The organism is Snodgrassella alvi (genome assembly GCF_002777745.1).
Classification (GTDB): domain Bacteria; phylum Pseudomonadota; class Gammaproteobacteria; order Burkholderiales; family Neisseriaceae; genus Snodgrassella; species Snodgrassella alvi_D.
On record NZ_MEIO01000055.1, the window covers coordinates 251,174 to 268,264 of the forward strand.

Annotated in this window: 14 protein-coding genes; 2 read left to right on the plus strand and 12 right to left on the minus strand. The window is 45.4% G+C overall.

The window, feature by feature from the left end; translation table 11 throughout:
- The first annotated feature begins 156 nt into the window (after positions 1-156).
- Positions 157-1,443: a dicarboxylate/amino acid:cation symporter gene (locus BHC51_RS09575; protein ID WP_100123351.1), complete on the plus strand. Its 1,287-nt coding sequence runs from the start codon at positions 157-159 to the stop codon at positions 1,441-1,443.
- A 142-nt stretch (positions 1,444-1,585) separates the two neighbouring features.
- Here the strand turns inward: BHC51_RS09575 and metG are convergent, their stop codons facing one another.
- From metG to BHC51_RS09625, 10 genes are all read right to left on the minus strand, one after another.
- Positions 1,586-3,643: a methionine--tRNA ligase gene (gene metG, locus BHC51_RS09580; protein WP_100123352.1), complete on the minus strand. Its 2,058-nt coding sequence runs from the start codon at positions 3,641-3,643 to the stop codon at positions 1,586-1,588.
- Positions 3,644-3,745: 102 nt separating this feature from the next.
- Entirely contained in the window at positions 3,746-4,351 is a 606-nt protein-coding gene (locus BHC51_RS09585) for a ubiquinone biosynthesis accessory factor UbiJ (RefSeq protein WP_143558825.1), read from the minus strand.
- Positions 4,303-4,908: an LOG family protein gene (locus BHC51_RS09590; protein WP_100123354.1), complete on the minus strand. Its 606-nt coding sequence runs from the start codon at positions 4,906-4,908 to the stop codon at positions 4,303-4,305. Before BHC51_RS09590 ends, BHC51_RS09585 begins: the two co-directional genes overlap by 49 nt.
- A gap of 62 nt (positions 4,909-4,970) precedes the next feature.
- Positions 4,971-6,047 (minus strand): prephenate dehydratase, encoded by a 1,077-nt coding sequence (gene pheA, locus BHC51_RS09595; protein WP_100153877.1) that lies wholly within the window; start codon positions 6,045-6,047, stop codon positions 4,971-4,973.
- A gap of 70 nt (positions 6,048-6,117) precedes the next feature.
- Positions 6,118-7,341: a multidrug effflux MFS transporter gene (locus tag BHC51_RS09600; protein ID WP_180296477.1), complete on the minus strand. Its 1,224-nt coding sequence runs from the start codon at positions 7,339-7,341 to the stop codon at positions 6,118-6,120.
- 35 nt (positions 7,342-7,376) lie between these two features.
- Entirely contained in the window at positions 7,377-8,375 is a 999-nt protein-coding gene (gene argF, locus BHC51_RS09605; RefSeq protein WP_100153878.1) for an ornithine carbamoyltransferase, read from the minus strand.
- Between the two features lie 10 nt (positions 8,376-8,385).
- On the minus strand, positions 8,386-9,540 hold the full coding sequence (gene dapE / locus BHC51_RS09610; RefSeq protein WP_180296484.1) for a succinyl-diaminopimelate desuccinylase: 1,155 nt from the start codon (positions 9,538-9,540) through the stop codon (positions 8,386-8,388).
- A 123-nt stretch (positions 9,541-9,663) separates the two neighbouring features.
- Complete coding sequence (alr, locus tag BHC51_RS09615) at positions 9,664-10,722, minus strand: alanine racemase (protein WP_100153879.1); 1,059 nt, start codon at positions 10,720-10,722, stop codon at positions 9,664-9,666.
- Positions 10,723-10,754: 32 nt separating this feature from the next.
- The gene (locus BHC51_RS09620) at positions 10,755-11,663 is read right to left on the minus strand and encodes a hypothetical protein (RefSeq protein ID WP_100135554.1); all 909 of its coding nucleotides are present in this window, start codon (positions 11,661-11,663) and stop codon (positions 10,755-10,757) included.
- A gap of 178 nt (positions 11,664-11,841) precedes the next feature.
- Positions 11,842-13,098: a D-amino acid dehydrogenase gene (locus BHC51_RS09625; RefSeq protein WP_100099484.1), complete on the minus strand. Its 1,257-nt coding sequence runs from the start codon at positions 13,096-13,098 to the stop codon at positions 11,842-11,844.
- Positions 13,099-13,275: 177 nt separating this feature from the next.
- Between BHC51_RS09625 and BHC51_RS09630 the strand changes: the two genes are divergently transcribed.
- On the plus strand, positions 13,276-13,740 hold the full coding sequence (locus tag BHC51_RS09630) for an Lrp/AsnC ligand binding domain-containing protein (RefSeq protein WP_100090793.1): 465 nt from the start codon (positions 13,276-13,278) through the stop codon (positions 13,738-13,740).
- Between the two features lie 1,461 nt (positions 13,741-15,201).
- Here the strand turns inward: BHC51_RS09630 and BHC51_RS09635 are convergent.
- The gene (locus BHC51_RS09635; protein WP_100099483.1) at positions 15,202-16,065 is read right to left on the minus strand and encodes a prephenate dehydrogenase; all 864 of its coding nucleotides are present in this window, start codon (positions 16,063-16,065) and stop codon (positions 15,202-15,204) included.
- 58 nt (positions 16,066-16,123) lie between these two features.
- Positions 16,124-16,924 carry a 3'-5' exonuclease gene (locus BHC51_RS09640; RefSeq protein WP_100123364.1) on the minus strand — a complete coding sequence of 267 codons (801 nt, stop codon included), beginning with the start codon at positions 16,922-16,924 and terminating at the stop codon, positions 16,124-16,126.
- Positions 16,925-17,091: the final 167 nt, after the last annotated feature.

Genomic DNA, 17,091 nt, shown 5'->3' on the forward strand with positions numbered 1-17,091 from the left:
TTATACAACTCTTGAACACATGGTTGTCATTCAGTAATTAATAATGCTTTTCTGTTAAGTTATGTAGGCTTTATAATCAGCGAATTATGTTTCATATTTGCTCATAATAACTTTAAAACCCAGTAGTCCTTAAACACAAATCCTTGAGAGATTAACATGTTACCACTCGAAATTGAGGAAATGAATCCACCACCAAAAAAACAGCGGTGGTATCAGATTCTATATGTACAGGTAATTATCGCCATTATTATTGGTATTTTACTTGGTAACTTTTTCCCCAGTGTTGGCGAAAGCATGAAACCTTTGGGTGATGCTTTCATCAAACTGGTAAAAATGATCATCTCCCCGGTTATTTTCCTCACCGTGGTAACCGGTATCGCTGAGATGACCAATATGAAAACCATGGGACGTGTAGCCGGCAAAGCTATGGTTTATTTTCTCACCTTCTCTACTCTGGCACTGGTTATTGGTCTGCTTGTGGCCAATATTGCCCAGCCGGGACATGGTTTGAATATCGACCCGAGTACCCTGCAAAGTGCCAAGGTTCATGAATATGTGCAGAAATCACATGAATCCAGTCTGACCGGTTTTTTGATGGACATCATTCCGACTACTGCAATGAGTCCGCTTACCAATGGCAATATCCTGCAAACCCTGTTTATTGCTATTCTGTTTGGTGTGTCTCTGGCAATGATTGGTGAAAAAGCCCGTCCACTGATCAATATCTTTCATGATTTGTCTGCACCGGTTTTCAAAATGGTATCCATTCTGATGCGCGCGGCACCGGTAGGCGCATTTGGTGCCATGGCCTTTACCATTGGTAAATACGGTATTGACTCTATTGGTAATCTGCTCTACCTGATTCTAACTTTCTATATTTCTTCAGTACTGTTTATTCTGATTGTGCTGGGTGCAGTAGCACGTTATAACGGTTTTTCTATTATCAGGCTGGTGAAGTACATTAAGGAAGAACTGTTACTGGTACTGGGCACAAGCTCATCTGAAGCCGCCCTGCCTACGCTGATGCAGAAAATGGAAAATGCTGGTTGCAAAAAATCAATTGTTGGGTTGGTTGTACCTACTGGTTATTCCTTCAATCTGGATGGTACGAATATTTACATGACTCTGGCCGCACTGTTTATTGCGCAGGCTTGTAACATTGATCTGACACTGCAACAGCAGATATTGTTACTGCTGGTTGCCATGCTCAGTTCTAAAGGTGCAGCAGGGGTAACCGGCGCCGGCTTTATCACACTGGCTGCCACCTTATCCGTTGTACCGTCTGTACCGGTAGAAGGGATGGCGCTGATTCTGGGTATTGACCGCTTTATGTCTGAATGCCGCGCCTTGACCAATCTGGTTGGCAATGCCTGTGCTACTATTGTTGTTGCACGCTGGGAAAAAGGCCTGGATTCAGAGCGCTTGCATGAAGTGTTGAAATAATCATTTCATTTAGGTATAAGATTCTGCTTACAGAAATTTAGCTGCCATATCACAGGTGATGAGATTAACAATCTCATCACTTTTTAGATAAAAAAAACAGACCAGTTAATATTAACTGGTCTGTTTTTTTGAGAATGAATAATCAGCCGACTTTCATACCCGGCTCAGCACCACTATCTACATCCAATAAGAATAGTTTGCCATTACCGGCAGCCGAAGTAATCATGCCCTCAGACATACCAAATTTGGCCATTTTACGCGGCGCAAAATTAGCCACCACGATTACCATGCGTCCAACCAGTTTTTCCGGCTCAGGATAGCTGGCGGCAATACCTGAGAATATCGTACGCTGTTCAAAGCCAAGATCAACCTGAAATCTGAGTAATTTGCTGCTACCTTCAACTTTTTCACATGTCAGCACTCTGGCCACACGCATATCGATTTTCATGAAATCGTCAAATGAAGCAGTAGCAGCTACAGGCTCATGAGTAACAGTAGCAACTGTTGACGTTGGCTGGATATTCTGGCGATTAGCTGCAACCAAATCATCAATCTGCTTTTGTTCTACCCGCTGCATCAAGTGTTGATAGGCATTAATACTATGTCCTGCCGGCAGTAAAGTCGTGCTATCAGTCCAGCTTAGTGACGCCACATTCAGGAATGCTGCTGCTTCAGTAGCCAGCTGCGGCAATACTGGCGACAGATAGACAGTAAGAATACGGAAAGCATTAATCAGCTCGCTGCATACCTGCTGCAACCGTGCTTCCTGACCTTCCAGTCGCGCCAGCTCCCATGGTTTGTTAGCGTCTACATATTCATTCACCACATCGGCCAGTGCCATAATTTCACGCAAGGCACGCGCATATTCCCGCGCTTCAAAGCTGGTTGCAATGGATTCGCTTTGTGCCTGTAATTGTGGCAACAGCTCACTGTTGCTGACATCAGTCAATTTACCCTGAAAACGCTTGCTGATAAATCCGGCAGCACGTGCAGCAATATTCACGTATTTACCGACCAAATCACTGTTAACGCGGGCGATAAAATCGTTCAGATTTAAATCAAGGTCTTCAATTTTGCTATTAAGTTTGGCCGCAAAATAATAACGCAGCCATTCTGGATTCAAACGCTGTTCCAGATAAGAGCGTGCTGTAATGAATGTACCACGAGATTTGGACATTTTCTGCCCATCTACAGTAAGAAAGCCATGAGCAAATATGCCTGTTGGCGCACGCAGGTTTGCATATTGCAAGGTTGCCGGCCAGAACAGTGCATGAAAGTACAGTATATCCTTACCAATAAAATGATACATTTCGGTATCGGTATCAGCGCGAAACCACTGTTCAAAATCCACTCCGATGCGCTCACACAGATTTTTAAATGAAGCCATGTAGCCAATAGGTGCATCTAACCAGACATAAAAATACTTACCGGGCGCATCAGGAATTTCAAAACCGAAATAAGGTGCATCACGGCTGATATCCCAGTCGCTCAGGTTATCATCCTGAAGCCACTCATTCATTTTATTCAGAGCTTCGGCCTGCAAATGCGACTGCTGGCGACCATTAGCCAGTTGGGTACTGCCGGCAGTCCACTGCTTCAGATAATCAGCGCACTCCCCTAGTTTAAAGAAGAAATGTTCTGATTCTTTCAACACCGGAGTAGCGCCGGAAATAGCAGAATACGGATTAATCAACTCGGTTGGACTGTAAGTAGTACCGCATACTTCACAATTATCACCATACTGATCCTGTGCATGGCATTTCGGGCATTCCCCTTTAACAAAACGGTCAGGCAAAAACAGTTTTTTTTCTGGGTCAAACAATTGCTCAATGGTACGGCTCTCAATTTTTCCATTGGCTTTTAAAGCCAGATAGATACTGCGGGATAAAGCTTCATTTTCAGGAGAGTGGGTACTGTAATAGTTATCATAACCAATACCGAAACCAGTAAAATCTGCCAGATGGTCCTGGCGTACTCTGGTAATCATTTCTTCCGGCGTTAGTCCTTGCTTTTGTGCCGCCAGCATTACCGGGGTACCATGCGTGTCATCAGCACAGACGTAGTAGCATTCATGTCCGCGTGCTTTCTGAAAACGCACCCAGATATCAGTCTGAATATGTTCAACCATATGTCCCAGATGAATGTTCCCGTTCGCATAGGGTAAGGCAGAAGTGACCAGTATTTTGCGTTGTTGTGTCATGATTGATGTATTGTTGAAATCCAGTAAAAATTACTGAAATTATACCAGAGCCTTTCGCTACTACAGTAACGGCTTATATGCTATTCGGACAATGCACCGAATTTAATTAAGTTTCTGCTGCAAGCGGACAATGCGGGCTGCCAGACGTGCAGTGTCATCGCGCAATGTCTCTACCTGTCCGGCAAACTGCTGCAATTGAAGCTGTCCCACCACAGCTGCATCGCTTTCGCGCACATAGTCAGAAACCTGTGCAGCAATACTGTGACTGATTGCACGACCATGCTGATAGAGATTTTCCAGTTCCAGTGCCACTTTTCCGCCAACAGCATCTCCAAGCAGCCTAGCAAGATCATCACGCCAATCATACTGTAATGCCTGTATAAGCGGCAGAATGGCCATACCCAGTGCACGGTCACCACTAATTTGTACATCACCCACACCCGGCTGTATACCAGTGAGCATTTTACTTAGTGCAGTTGAGGCAATAGTAATTGTGGTGTCTGCTTCGACTGAATTTTCCTGCCAGAAACCCTGTGCATCAATGCGGCCTTTGAGTGTCAGCATGGGCAGCACCAGTGCAACAACCCGCTGCTGGTGCTGCTGCCAGCGTGCTTTAAGCTCTACATTCTGCTGGATAAGGTGATTAAGCACCGCCAGAGTTAACATAGCGTTTCTCTGATCTGCTGCGCCCATTGCGGAGTAACCCATTTCACCGCATCCCGTGGCTGCCAGTGGCGCATTTGCTCCAAGATTTCTGCCGGCATGGTGGCACAGCAGAGTAAATCCATGTTTTCTGGTGGCATGAAACCAGCTGCCACAGTATTTTGCAACATCTGAATTAACGGATCAAAAAAGCCGGCTACATTCAGAATCCCTACCGGATGAGGGTGCAGCTTAAGCTGTGCCTGTGATAATACCTCAAACAATTCTTCATAAGTGCCCAAACCGCCGGGCATAGCAATAAAACCATCAGCCAGTTCAATCATTTTGTTTTTGCGCTCGGTCATATTGGCCGTTTCATACAATTTAGTCAGCCTTGGATGTGCACCTTCCATATTTTTCAGAAAACTCGGAATCACGCCAATGGCTTCACCACCATGTTCCAGTACTGCCGAAGCAATTGTGCCCATCAGACCGATATTGCCACCTCCATAAACCAGACGATACCCCTGTTGAGCCATTTCCTTTCCCAGCAGCTGTGCAGCATCGAAATAGGCTTTATTCTGTCCCAGATTGGAACCACAATATACAACGATATTTTTCATACTTGTTTTTCTCCATGCCAAAGGCGATTTGCGCCTATTTTAAGTAAATATTTGTTTTACGCTTAAATCACAGCCTGCGGATAAGAACCAATCAATTTCAAGAATACCGAACGCTGCTGCAAGGCAGCTAGTGCGGCCGCTACTGCTGTGTCCTGTTGATGGCCTTCAATATCGATAAAGAATACATATTCCCATAAACCACCACGGCTGGGGCGACTTTCGAGCTTAGTCATGGATACATGATGGTCAGCAAAAGGCTGGAGCAAATCATGTACAGCACCAGCCTTGTTGGGTGCAGCCACAATCAGTGTAGTTTTATCCCTGCCGCTGCTTGTGGTGACATTGCGCCCGAGCACCAGAAAGCGCGTGGTATTGTTGGGTTCGTCTTCGATATCCTGTGCCAATATCTGTAGGTGGTAATGATCGGCTGCCAGCAGTGAGGCAATTGCCACTGCATTGCTATCAGCAGCTGCCAGCCGTGCTGCTTCTGCATTACTGGCCACCGCAATCCGTACCACCTGCTCAGACAAATTTTTATCCAGCCAGTTACGGCACTGCGCCAATGCCTGTGCATGCGCATACACTTTATTAATGCCCTGATCAGATGCAACAGCACGCAGCAATTGATGATGAATGCGCAAATTGACTTCACCACAGGCTTTTAATGGTGTGGTTACCAATAAATCGAGACTACGCCCTATTGAGCCTTCAGTAGAGTTTTCGATAGGGGTAACCACATAATCAGCCTGCTGTGATTCTACCAGACGAAAGCCTTCATCTATTGAAGCACACGGATACGTCTGTGCTGCCTGACCAAAATGTTTAATGGCAGCCTGTTCGGTAAATGTACCCTGAGGGCCAAGATAAGCCACAGTTAATGGTCGTTCCAGTGCCAGACATTCACTCATAATCGCCCGTTGTAAACGGGCAACCGCCTGACCGGACAATGGCCCCGGATTCTGTTCTTGTATCCGGCGTAAAACCGCTGCTTCGCGTTCAGGGCGGTATATTATTCCCTCTCCTTTTAACGTACCAATGGCCTGAGCATGTCCTGCACGCTGATTTAATAACTGTAAAATTTTGCTGTCAATCTGGTCTATAGCATCGCGATGTGGTTTGAGTTTATCGTTATCAGACATAATTAGTAGTGTTATTAATAGTTAATTCAAGAAAGACATGAAAAAGGCAGCCTGCCACGGCTGCCCAGAATTATTGATGTTTTTTCTCCCATGCAGTACGTGACAAAGTCCATAATAAAATGGCGCCGCAACTGGTGGAAATCAGCATCATCGTCGGCATCACATGTATCGAACCATTATGTAGCAGCGTAGTCAGCCAGCCCACCAAGGCGGCAACCAGAAACTGCATTGTACCTAGCACAGCATTGGCACTGCCTCCTATTTTACGAAAATAGCTCATGAAACATGCCTGTGTATTAGAACCAATCAAACCCTGTGAACCAATAGAAAACATAATTAATGCCAATAGCATGAAAAATGGTGGTCGTTCCATACTCCACGCTATAATGGTCAATAATAAATTACAACCCAGCTGCAAAAATACACCACTGAGTAAAATATTTCGTGCCGGTGTAGTACGCAGCCGATAAGCAGTTATCCTGTTAAACAGCATCATGGTAATAATATTGGCACCAAAAGCCCATGAATACTGATGAGGGCTCAGACCATAAGTATTCATGTAAACAAATGAGGATTCAGTCAAAAAGACAAACATGGCCGCAAAAGCAGCAGTTTGAAAAAACATAAATCCAAGCGCTTCGCGCTCATGAAAAACCACCGAAAAATTCTGTTTTATCTTGTGAAAAACCCGGCTGTCCAATGGTTGAAAGTCCATTTTAACCTGCGGCATAAACCGCCACACACATACCAGCACTATCAGAGCGTACACGACTAGAAAAATAAAGATAATACGCCAACCATTCAATGCAGCCAGCGCCGTACCCAGCATCGGAGCAGCCAGCGGAGCAGCCAGAGTAATAATGCCTATGGTGGCGAACATTTTGGCTGCTTCATTTCCTTGAAAAAAGTCACGTACCGTAGCACCTACAGTGACAGTTGCCATGCCGCCACCCATAGCCTGAATCCAGCGCCAGAACAGCAGTTCACCGGCCGAATCGATGAAGACAATAGCAATAGCTGAGAGCAGATAAACACTCAGACCAATCATCGCCATAACTTTGCGCCCCTTAATATCGGATATTGCCCCCCCAAGCAATTGTCCAAGCGCTACGCCAAACATAAAACTGGATAGACTACGTTCAATCTGATAAATCGGTGCATGTAAGGAAGTAGCCATTTCCGGCACAGAAGACAGATAGATATCTGTAGAAAATGGCATAATGGCCACCATCACCGCTAATAGCAATGCCAGATGATGCGGATTAATCAATAACTGATTGGGGGAAACTTTCATAACCATTCTCTCCATTGACAACAGGCTAAATCCGTTCAGGTATTCAGTAATGCTACCAACACGGATTTAATGGTATGCATACGGTTTTCTGCCTGCTCAAATACTATAGAAGCGGCACTTTCAAATACTTCTTCACTCACTTCAGCACCGTCCAGAGCAAATTCATCAAACAGCCATTGCCCTACTTCAGTATCACGATTGTGAATCGCCGGCAGACAGTGCATGAATTTCACATCAGGATTGTGACTGGCTGCAAGCAGCTGAGCATCAACCCGATACGGCCTGAGCTGCTTAATACGTTCTTTCCAGATTTCTTTTGCTTCTCCCATCGATACCCAGACGTCCGTATGGATAAAATCAGCTTCATTAACCGCTGTGGCTGCTTCTTCGGTTAAGGTAATCCGCGCGCCTGTCTGTCTGGCAATCTCACGACATTGTACTACCAGATTATCATCCGGCCAGAAAGCACGTGGGGCGCCAATGCGCACATCCATACCCATTTTCGCACCGGCTACCAGCAAAGAATTACCCATGTTGTAGCGTGCATCGCCCACATAAGCATAGGCAATCTGGCTTAAAGGTTTCCTACTATTTTCTTTCATGGTAAGCAAATCAGCCAGCATCTGTGTAGGATGATATTCATTAGTTAAACCATTGATCACCGGAACCCCTGCATATTCAGCCAACTGCTCAACAATCTCCTGACCAAAACCACGATACTCAATGGCGTCATACATGCGCCCGAGAACGCGCGCAGTATCGCGAATACTCTCCTTATGACCAATCTGGCTGCCACTACTATCCAGATAAGTCACATGTGCCCCCTGATCATGAGCGGCTACCTCAAAGGCACAACGGGTACGAGTGGAAGTTTTTTCAAAAATAAGGACAATATTCTTACCCGTCAGACATGGCTGCTCTGCACCGTTTTTCTTCTCGGTTTTCAATCTGGCAGCTAAATCAAGTAACGTCTGGATTTCTGCTGGCGTATAGTCCAACAGCTTTAAAAAATGTTTCTGGCTTACAATGCTCATTATTTTCTCCTCATGTAGTTTGACAGGAATCAGGCAGGGCAAGCTGTTGCAGCATATCTTCATAAATTGCCGATAACTGTGCTATCGCCGCAATATCCACACACTCATCTATCTGATGAATGGTTGCATTCACTGGCCCTAATTCAATCAGTTCACTGGTAATGGCCTTAATAAAGCGGCCATCAGAAGTACCACCCGTAGTAGATAGCTGAGCATCTATGCCGCATACACGGCCAATGGCTGTTTGCGCCACAGTAGTTAAACGTCCGGCTGCTGTCAGAAAAGGTTGTCCTGATAATGCCCAGTCTAAATCATAGTGTAAACCATGCTTATCCAGAATGGCATGCACACGCTGGCGCAAATCCTCTGCACTGGACTCGGTCGAAAAACGGAAATTAAATTGCACCGTTAACTCGGCCGGAATTACATTGGTAGCACCTGTACCGGCATGAATATTAGAAATCTGAAATCCGGTAGGCGGAAAATAGGCATTACCATCATCCCAGTGCATGGCCGTTAACTCGGCCAGCGCCGCAGCGGCCAAATGAATAGGATTAGCAGCCAGATGTGGATAAGCCACATGTCCCTGTCGACCATGTACCCGTAATGTGCCGGATAACGAGCCACGCCGACCATTTTTTATCATATCTCCCAGTGTATTAACGGCAGTGGGTTCGCCTACAATACAGTAATCGATATGCTCACCACGCTGTTTCAGAATTTCAACCACGCGTTTGGTGCCATCATGTCCGTCCCCTTCTTCATCTGAAGTAATCAGCAAAGCCAGGCGAAGTGGCAAATCAGGCTGTTGTGCCAGTAAACGTTCACAGGCAGTTACAAAAGCAGCAACACTGCTTTTCATATCGGCAGCACCACGACCATACAGCCGGCCATCACGTTCTGTAGGCGTAAAGGGTGGCGAAGTCCAGCAGCTTTCATCTCCAGCAGGCACCACATCAGTATGACCAGCAAAGCACACCAGCGGCCCTTGCTGACCATAAACTGCATAAAAATTATCGGTTTCCCCAAAGCGCAGATTTTCAATGCGAAAACCCAGCGCCGTTAGCCGGCTCATCAGCAGAGACTGACAACCATGATCGTCTGGTGTAATAGACGGCTGTGCTATCAATGCCTTGGCCAGTTCCAGTGTTTCTATTTCCATTATCATAAACTCAAAAAAAATAACTTCAGGCAGCTTAAAGGGCTGCCTGAGAACATATTACATCTTTATAAACCAATTTTTCTATCTTGCCAAATATTTACCTGATAATTGACGATCCATGGTAACTTATTCATATACCATTTCTGCTCTTTTAACATTACACAGTAATTCATAGGCAATGGTTCCTGCTGCTGCTGCCACCTCATTCACATTGACAACATCGCCCCATAATTCCACTTCACTGCCCAGTGACTGCCGGTGGTCATCCAATTGTATTGTCATCATATCCATGGAAACCCGTCCCAGAACCATGCTGCGTACGCCGTCGATAGCCACCGGAGTGCCTGTCGTAGCACGACGCGGATAGCCATCGGCGTAGCCACAGGCCACCAGCCCTACCCGGGTTGAACGGTTGGTAACAAAACTGGCACCGTAGCCAATCGGTTCTCCCATCTGCAACACCCGCTCGCCGAACACCTTGCTTACTAGCCGCATCACCGGCTTAAAGCGGCTATCTGCACCGCCCATGGGTGAAATTCCATACAGCGCCAGCCCAGCCCGCACCCAGCCACACTGGGTTTGCGGATAGGCCATTATTGCTGCCGAATTAGCTAAACTCACTTCACCGGGCAGATCAGCACACACCATCTCAAAAACGTGAATCTGTTCAGCTGTCATCGTTTTCATAGGCTCATCGGCACAGGCAAAATGGGTCATTTTCACCACATCGGCTACCTTGTCACTTTGTGCCAGTGCCTGATAGGCTGGTGCATAATCATGCGGAAAAAAGCCGGTACGGTGCATGCCTGAATCCATTTTCAGCCATACTGTTACCGGTTTTTGCCAGTCATGAACGAGCAAGGTTTCCAGTTGCCACAAATTACCCACTACCGGCCATAGCTGATAACGATCTGCCAACGCGTATTCTTCTGCCGCGAAAACACCTTCCAGCATTACAATCGGCGATTTTATGCCAGCCTCCCGCAGTTGTACTGCTTCATTGATGCACGCTACCGCAAACCCATCGGCTATATCGGCCAGTGCTTTGGCACAACGTATCGCACCATGTCCATAAGCATTAGCTTTTACCACGGCTAACATCTTGCCACCGCCGTGCATTTGTTTTAAGGCCAAAAAATTATCACGTAAGTGATTTAACCGAATATGCGCAACTAACGGACGCATAATTGCTCCCCTGTTATCATGGTTACCAAATCTTATTGTTTAAGCAAAGCAATCCCAGTAAGCGAGCCAAATTGAGCCAGTTTACGCAATGGCCCACGCTGCCGTATATCATAACGCCACAAATTACCACCTAGGTCTGTAATATAGATAACAGAACTGGCAAAATCCGCAGCCAAACCAATCCCTTCCTGTAACCCAGTTGCCAGCACCTCATGGTTTGTCAATCCATCTGCTCCAATACTGGCACAATTCAGACTATTACCACCTGCAGCATCAAGACCACGGTCAGTCCAGTACATTATCTGGTTCGCATGATCAATTTCCAGATCGATAGGTTCGGGCAAATTATCCAGTACGGTTACAATATCTGTACGGACTGCGGCATCGTACTCCTCATCCGGCTGCAAACAGGCGCGCAGGATCCGGCCTTCGCCACCTTTCGGTCGCCCCTTCTGAGTCCAGTAAAAATGATTATGTGGTTTATCCAGCGCAATGCCAACACAATGACGTGAATAGTCATGCGCATCACGCGGGTACAAACCAGTCTGTACCAGCACCTCCATTCTACCGCTTAACACATCATAACGGCAGACGCGCATTCCCTCACGGTCACACCAGTAAATTTGCTGGTTTTCCTCATCAAAAGCCACCTGTTTACCGGTAACAAACAAACCATTGCCCACCAGCTTGTGCCGTTGATGTCCATCCAGCGAAACTTCTGCAATCATGCCATCAGCCTGAAAAAATTCAAGTGACTCTGGTTCCTTTATCCGCCCCATGCTTGAATAAAACAGCCGCTGGTGCTGCCAGTCAACAGCAATACCATCGGGAAAATCATACAACTCATCCACCAGTATCCGATGCGTAGCCGTTACCGTATCAAATTCGATAATCCGGCCTGCCGGAGCAACTTCCAGTAACAGAATCTTATCATTAGCCATATTTAAACCTTATCCTTCAATAGAATAACCTGCCTTATTCGGCAGCAGGAACTAAACAGGATAAATTAATAATATATTAATAATAAAACCATATACAGCTCTTGTATGCATCCAGAGAAGGCATAATCAAGAACGGCGCCACACAAACAAACATACAGGTTACAGCGATATTACTGGCTTAAATATAACGTGCCAGCGATAAATCATTGGTTTCAATTTCCGGCTTAACACCACTAATCAAATCCGCCAGAATTTTTCCTGAACCCAACCCCATCGTCCAGCCCAATGTACCATGACCAGTATTCAGCGACAGATTTTCAAAACGGCTGGCACCAATAATCGGCGTACTATCCGGTGTCATCGGGCGCAGACCACTCCAGAAAAAGGCCTCAGAAGTATGACAACTGCCCGGAAACAGATCATTAACCACCAGGTCCAGCGTAGCCTTGCGTTTGGGATTCAGGTGAATCTGATAGCCAGACAGCTCAGCCATGCCACCAACACGGATACGTTCATCAAAACGCGTTATCGCCACCTTATAAGTTTCATCAAGAACCGTAGAAACCGGTGCTTTATCCTTATTAATTATCGGAATAGTAAGTGAATATCCTTTTACTGGATAAACCGGCAGATTAATCCCCAGCTTACTCAGCATACTGCGGCTGAAACTGCCTAAAGCACAGACATAATGGTCGGCAGTAAACCACTGGCCATTAGCCTGCACACCTTTAATCGAACATTTGTCCTGCTGAATTGCCGAAATAGCATGCCGATACAAAAATTTCACCCCCAAAGCCGCACATTTTTCGGCCAGCTGAGTAGTAAATAAATGACAGTCACCCGTACCATCCTGAGGTAAATAAAGTGCACCAGCCAGCTTTCCGGCCATGTGTGCCAGTGCCGGTTCATACTGCGTACATTCTTCAACACTATTCAACACCTGCAACGGCACGCCGAATTCCTGTAGAACAGCTATATCAGAACGGGAATCAATAACCTCTTTTTCCGTGCGGAAAATTTGCAAAGTACCCTGCCGGCGTCCCTCATACTTAATGCTCTCTTCAGCTTCAAGTTGCTGTAACATCTCGCGGCTATATTCAGAAATACGTACCATGCGTTCTTTATTAGTTGCATAGCTCTGTTCATTACAATTCCGATACATCCGCCACAGCCATTGCAACTGAAAGAGACTGCCATCAGGACGAATCAGTAAAGGAGAATGCTCTTTAAACAGCCATTTCCACACCTTAGCTGGAATATTTGGTGCTGCCCATGGTGTAGTATAGCCATAGGATAACTGGCCAGCATTAGCAAAACTGGTTTCCATCGCGGCCTGATCAGCACGCTCAAGCACAGTAACTTCGTGTCCGGCTTTAGCCAGATACCAGGCAGTACTTACTCCAACAATACCTGCCCCCATAATCAGTACTTTCATTGCCTTCTCTCCCTAGTAATCAAACGAAATAATTCCAATCGTTTAATCGCAAAACCCTCAAACAGCTTATTTAGTTACTTTTTCTAGTGTAAACAAAGAATGATAGTGAATTTCACTTTATTTAAACAAAAAAAAGGAGTATTTTTATAAATTATCACATCTATACCATGATAAACCATGCACCATATTGACAAAGTGGACATGAAGATACTGTCCCTACTGCAAAAAAATGCCCGTACCACCATGACTGAACTGGCCGACAAGGTAGGATTGTCCACCACACCTGTCACCGAACGAGTACGGCGACTAGAACGAGAAAACATCATTACCGGTTATCATGCACGCCTGAACCCGCGTGCCTTAAATCAGAGTCTGCTGGTATTTGTGGAAATCAAACTGCGTTCCAAATCCGGCAATATTTTCGAAGATTTCCGACGTGAGGTACTAACCATTCCGCAAGTACTGGAATGCCACCTGATATCCGGCGAATACGATTACCTGATTAAAGTACGCCTGCCGAATATGCATGCATACCGCAACCTGTTGGGCAACATCCTGCTACAACTGCCGGCCGCAGCCGAAAGCCGCAGTTATGTTGTAATGGAAGAAGTAAAAGAAGAACAGATGTTACATTTGGAATAAATTCCGGTCATATTAAGTACTGGTATAGATTAATCACAGCCTGTATTTATTGATTATCTTGGATAAGAAACAGGTAAACCGGCGTGGCCTAGCATACACCCTGCCGTAACAGTAGCTAGCTGAGTCTGAATCAACTTTTTAGTCACCACCTGCCGTCGTACCTACGTCTTGACCAACTGCTTCAATAGCGGTCTCAATGCTGCTGAATATCTGTTTTTTAGCTGTACTAACCCACCAGATAGGTTACAGCTGTTATTTACGACTAATAATGGCAATCAGTAGATAACAAGTAAACACATTCCGACCAAGTGGCGCCGGTATATCCAGTAGCAAATGCAGGTGCCGCATCACAACAAAATTTGATCTGAGCGTCTGGCATAATAAAAGACACAAGCGCATGAGAATAATTTTTCAGTGCGTCAACATCAGCTCAATAAACCCTGTTACCCTACCATTCAATATGATTATCTACAGATTTATACATTGCAGGCATTCAGCCCGCACAAAATAATCAAATGATGCAGAGCACCATACTTCCTGCTGGTTTTTAGAGTAAATATCGTCATCAATGGCGTGAATTGCAACATCAACAAACCGCTGATATCTCTTGCGCAACGTGTTTCATATTGCACACATCATCAGCCACTTTTCAATTATCCGACTACTACTCTTCACCCAAACTATTCAGAATAACCAAAGCCTGTGCCACATCATATGCAGCCACAAAATATGATTATAGCCGGCTATCACATTACAACTAAGATTCAACCGCGCCAGTAAGCGCGAAAATACTGCTGTCGGCTACCATACATAACAGAATCAGCATAAAAACTTTCATTCTCCTGTATTGCAGCCTCAGCAGTTGCAAAGCCGTTGCTGGTTACTACACCGTATAGAATATGTATTCTCCTAAATTATGCTGCGCCACCACCGATTGCAGATTACATCACTAGAACATAATCATTTCCTGTTTTAATGTAAGGTATTCATCCTGACAGTATTCATTTCAGAAAATATCATCATAAACAAAGCCTCAACTATACAAACAAACCTGAGCAACAATCAGCTAAAGAATTACTTTCAGATAACTCAAATATAGCCAAAATACGGCAATCAGATATGACCAGAAATATATTCCAACAACATAAAGAAAAATAGATAAAAAAATGCGCACACGGTTAAGTGTGCGCCAAGTCTACAAAGGAGAAATAGAGGAGAAACTGTTAAACCAACTAGGAGCTGATTTAACGAAGCGAATTATGCATCAAATACGCACACATGGCAAGTCATATTTTGTATTATTTCTACAAAATAGAGTTATTTTAATTAAAAATGCCGCAAAATTGATTAACTGCACCTATCTGGCGCAGTCAAAAACACCAAAAAATGCTTTATTCAACCACAACTTAGCTATAATAATGTCTTTATCTGCCAGAATTACCCCTTGCAGTACTTTTTTTTCTAATTCTGCCAGTCTTCGCGTATTTTCTGTGCTTTGGCAAAAAAAGCAGTCAACTTCTGCGCATCACCTTGTTGCAAACATTGCTGCAAATACACCAGCTCCTGCTGTTGCTGCTGGAGCAGACCACTCAGCACATCACGATTAGCAAGACAGATATCTGTCCATATCTGCGGATGACTAGCCGCAATCCGCGTAAAATCACGGAAACCACTACCGGCAAACTGCAACAGCTCATCTGCATTCGCTGCTTCTGCCAACTGGTGAACATACGCATAAGCCAGCATATGCGGCAAATGACTCACTGCTGCAAAAATCGCATCGTGTCTGGCCACATCCAGATGATAAATCTGCGCCTGTACTGCCTGCCACATCGCCACTACTGCCTGCAATGCTGTTTCATCCTGATGTTCATGTGCACAGACAATGCATTTTTTCTGTGCAAACAAGCCAAACTGTGCCGCCAGTGCACCATGCCGGTCGGAACCGGCAATTGGATGAGCTGCAACACAGCGTGGATAGTGATGTGGCAGCTCACTAGCAAAAGCCTGTAGTGCCAGCTGTTTGGTACTGCCCACATCGGTAACAATACACTGTGCAGGCAGATATGGCGCCAGCTCACGACAGACGAGAGGCAATGTATTAACCGGCGTCGCAATCAGCACCATATCAGCATCAGCCACACTCTCTGCATCAATCCGCGTATAGGCACAATCGATTACACGCCGCTCCAGCGCACGAGTCAGATTATCTGCATCGATATCAATACCAGCTACTTTGTCTACCAATCCGGCACGTTTTAAATCCAGTGCCAGCGAACCACCAATCAGGCCTACCCCAATCAGCACCAGCCTGCGCATACTCATATCAGGAAGTACCCCACACAAACCATCATCCTAACATCCGGTTCATTTACATTGACAGTCAACTTGAGCTTCCCCATGCAGCCAGAAATTCCTGCCAGTGTGGTGCCTGTTGTCCGTTCAGATAAGCTTTCAGGCAACGGATTTCCTGCTCGTACTCATCCGCATTCAGAAATCCACGCAACAGATTAAAGCGCAGATACATTAAATAAGTATTGGCCGCATCGGTTTCACAATAATGCCGAATCTGCGCCAGCTCTCCTTGCTGATAAGCCATCCATACCTTACTACCATCCATGCCCAGCTTACCCGGAAAACCACACAACTTTGCCATGTCATCCAGTGGCACACAGGCACGTGCCTGATATAAAGATAATAAATCCATCAAATCACAATGGCGCGCATGATAGCGGCTGATATAATTATTCCATTTAAAATCGCGGCTGTCGCCAAAATCTCCCTCCCCCATATCCCAGTAACGCGCAGCACTGATACCATAAATCAGGGCACGATAATGCAATACCGGTAAATCAAAACCACCGCCATTCCAGCTTACCAGCTGTGGCGTATGAGTTTCTATCAACTCAAAAAAACGCGCAATCAGTGTTTCTTCACTGTCCTCAGGTGTCCCGATACTACCAATATGGATCTTATCCGCACCCCAGCGCATACAGCATGATATGGCCACCACCTGCTGCAAATGCAGCTGCATAAAATCATTACCACCAGTTTTAGCACGTCGCTGCTGCAAGGCAAATTCCACCACCTCAGCATCACTTACTTCTGCCGGCAAATGATTGAGCACACGAATACCGGCTACGTCTGGAACAGTTTCAATATCGAAAGCCAAAATCGGAGTCATGGCATGTATTCACATTAGTTAACAAACGAGTATTGTGGCATGAAGCCAGCACCCACGCCAACCGTTTCACAAGCAAAACACCATTACACACACATCACAATTGCTTTATACTTAAAGAACTAATCAATATACCGCATTTAAAAAGCAGACAATATATACTAAGGATA

Excerpts from the sequence above, each read along its gene's own strand:
- alr (WP_100153879.1), bottom strand. The coding sequence starts at position 10,722 with ATGCGTCCGTTAGTTGCGCATATTCGGTTAAATCACTTACGTGATAAT.
- BHC51_RS09585 (WP_143558825.1), bottom strand. The coding sequence starts at position 4,351 with ATGGGTTACTCCGCAATGGGCGCAGCAGATCAGAGAAACGCTATGTTA.
- BHC51_RS09575 (WP_100123351.1), top strand. The coding sequence starts at position 157 with ATGTTACCACTCGAAATTGAGGAAATGAATCCACCACCAAAAAAACAG.
- BHC51_RS09630 (WP_100090793.1), top strand. The coding sequence starts at position 13,276 with ATGCACCATATTGACAAAGTGGACATGAAGATACTGTCCCTACTGCAA.
- BHC51_RS09600 (WP_180296477.1), bottom strand. The coding sequence starts at position 7,341 with ATGAAAGTTTCCCCCAATCAGTTATTGATTAATCCGCATCATCTGGCA.
- metG (WP_100123352.1), bottom strand. The coding sequence starts at position 3,643 with ATGACACAACAACGCAAAATACTGGTCACTTCTGCCTTACCCTATGCG.
- BHC51_RS09590 (WP_100123354.1), bottom strand. The coding sequence starts at position 4,908 with ATGAAAAATATCGTTGTATATTGTGGTTCCAATCTGGGACAGAATAAA.
- BHC51_RS09635 (WP_100099483.1), bottom strand. The coding sequence starts at position 16,065 with ATGAGTATGCGCAGGCTGGTGCTGATTGGGGTAGGCCTGATTGGTGGT.
- BHC51_RS09625 (WP_100099484.1), bottom strand. The coding sequence starts at position 13,098 with ATGAAAGTACTGATTATGGGGGCAGGTATTGTTGGAGTAAGTACTGCC.
- BHC51_RS09640 (WP_100123364.1), bottom strand. The coding sequence starts at position 16,924 with ATGACTCCGATTTTGGCTTTCGATATTGAAACTGTTCCAGACGTAGCC.
- BHC51_RS09620 (WP_100135554.1), bottom strand. The coding sequence starts at position 11,663 with ATGGCTAATGATAAGATTCTGTTACTGGAAGTTGCTCCGGCAGGCCGG.
- argF (WP_100153878.1), bottom strand. The coding sequence starts at position 8,375 with ATGAGCATTGTAAGCCAGAAACATTTTTTAAAGCTGTTGGACTATACG.
- pheA (WP_100153877.1), bottom strand. The coding sequence starts at position 6,047 with ATGTCTGATAACGATAAACTCAAACCACATCGCGATGCTATAGACCAG.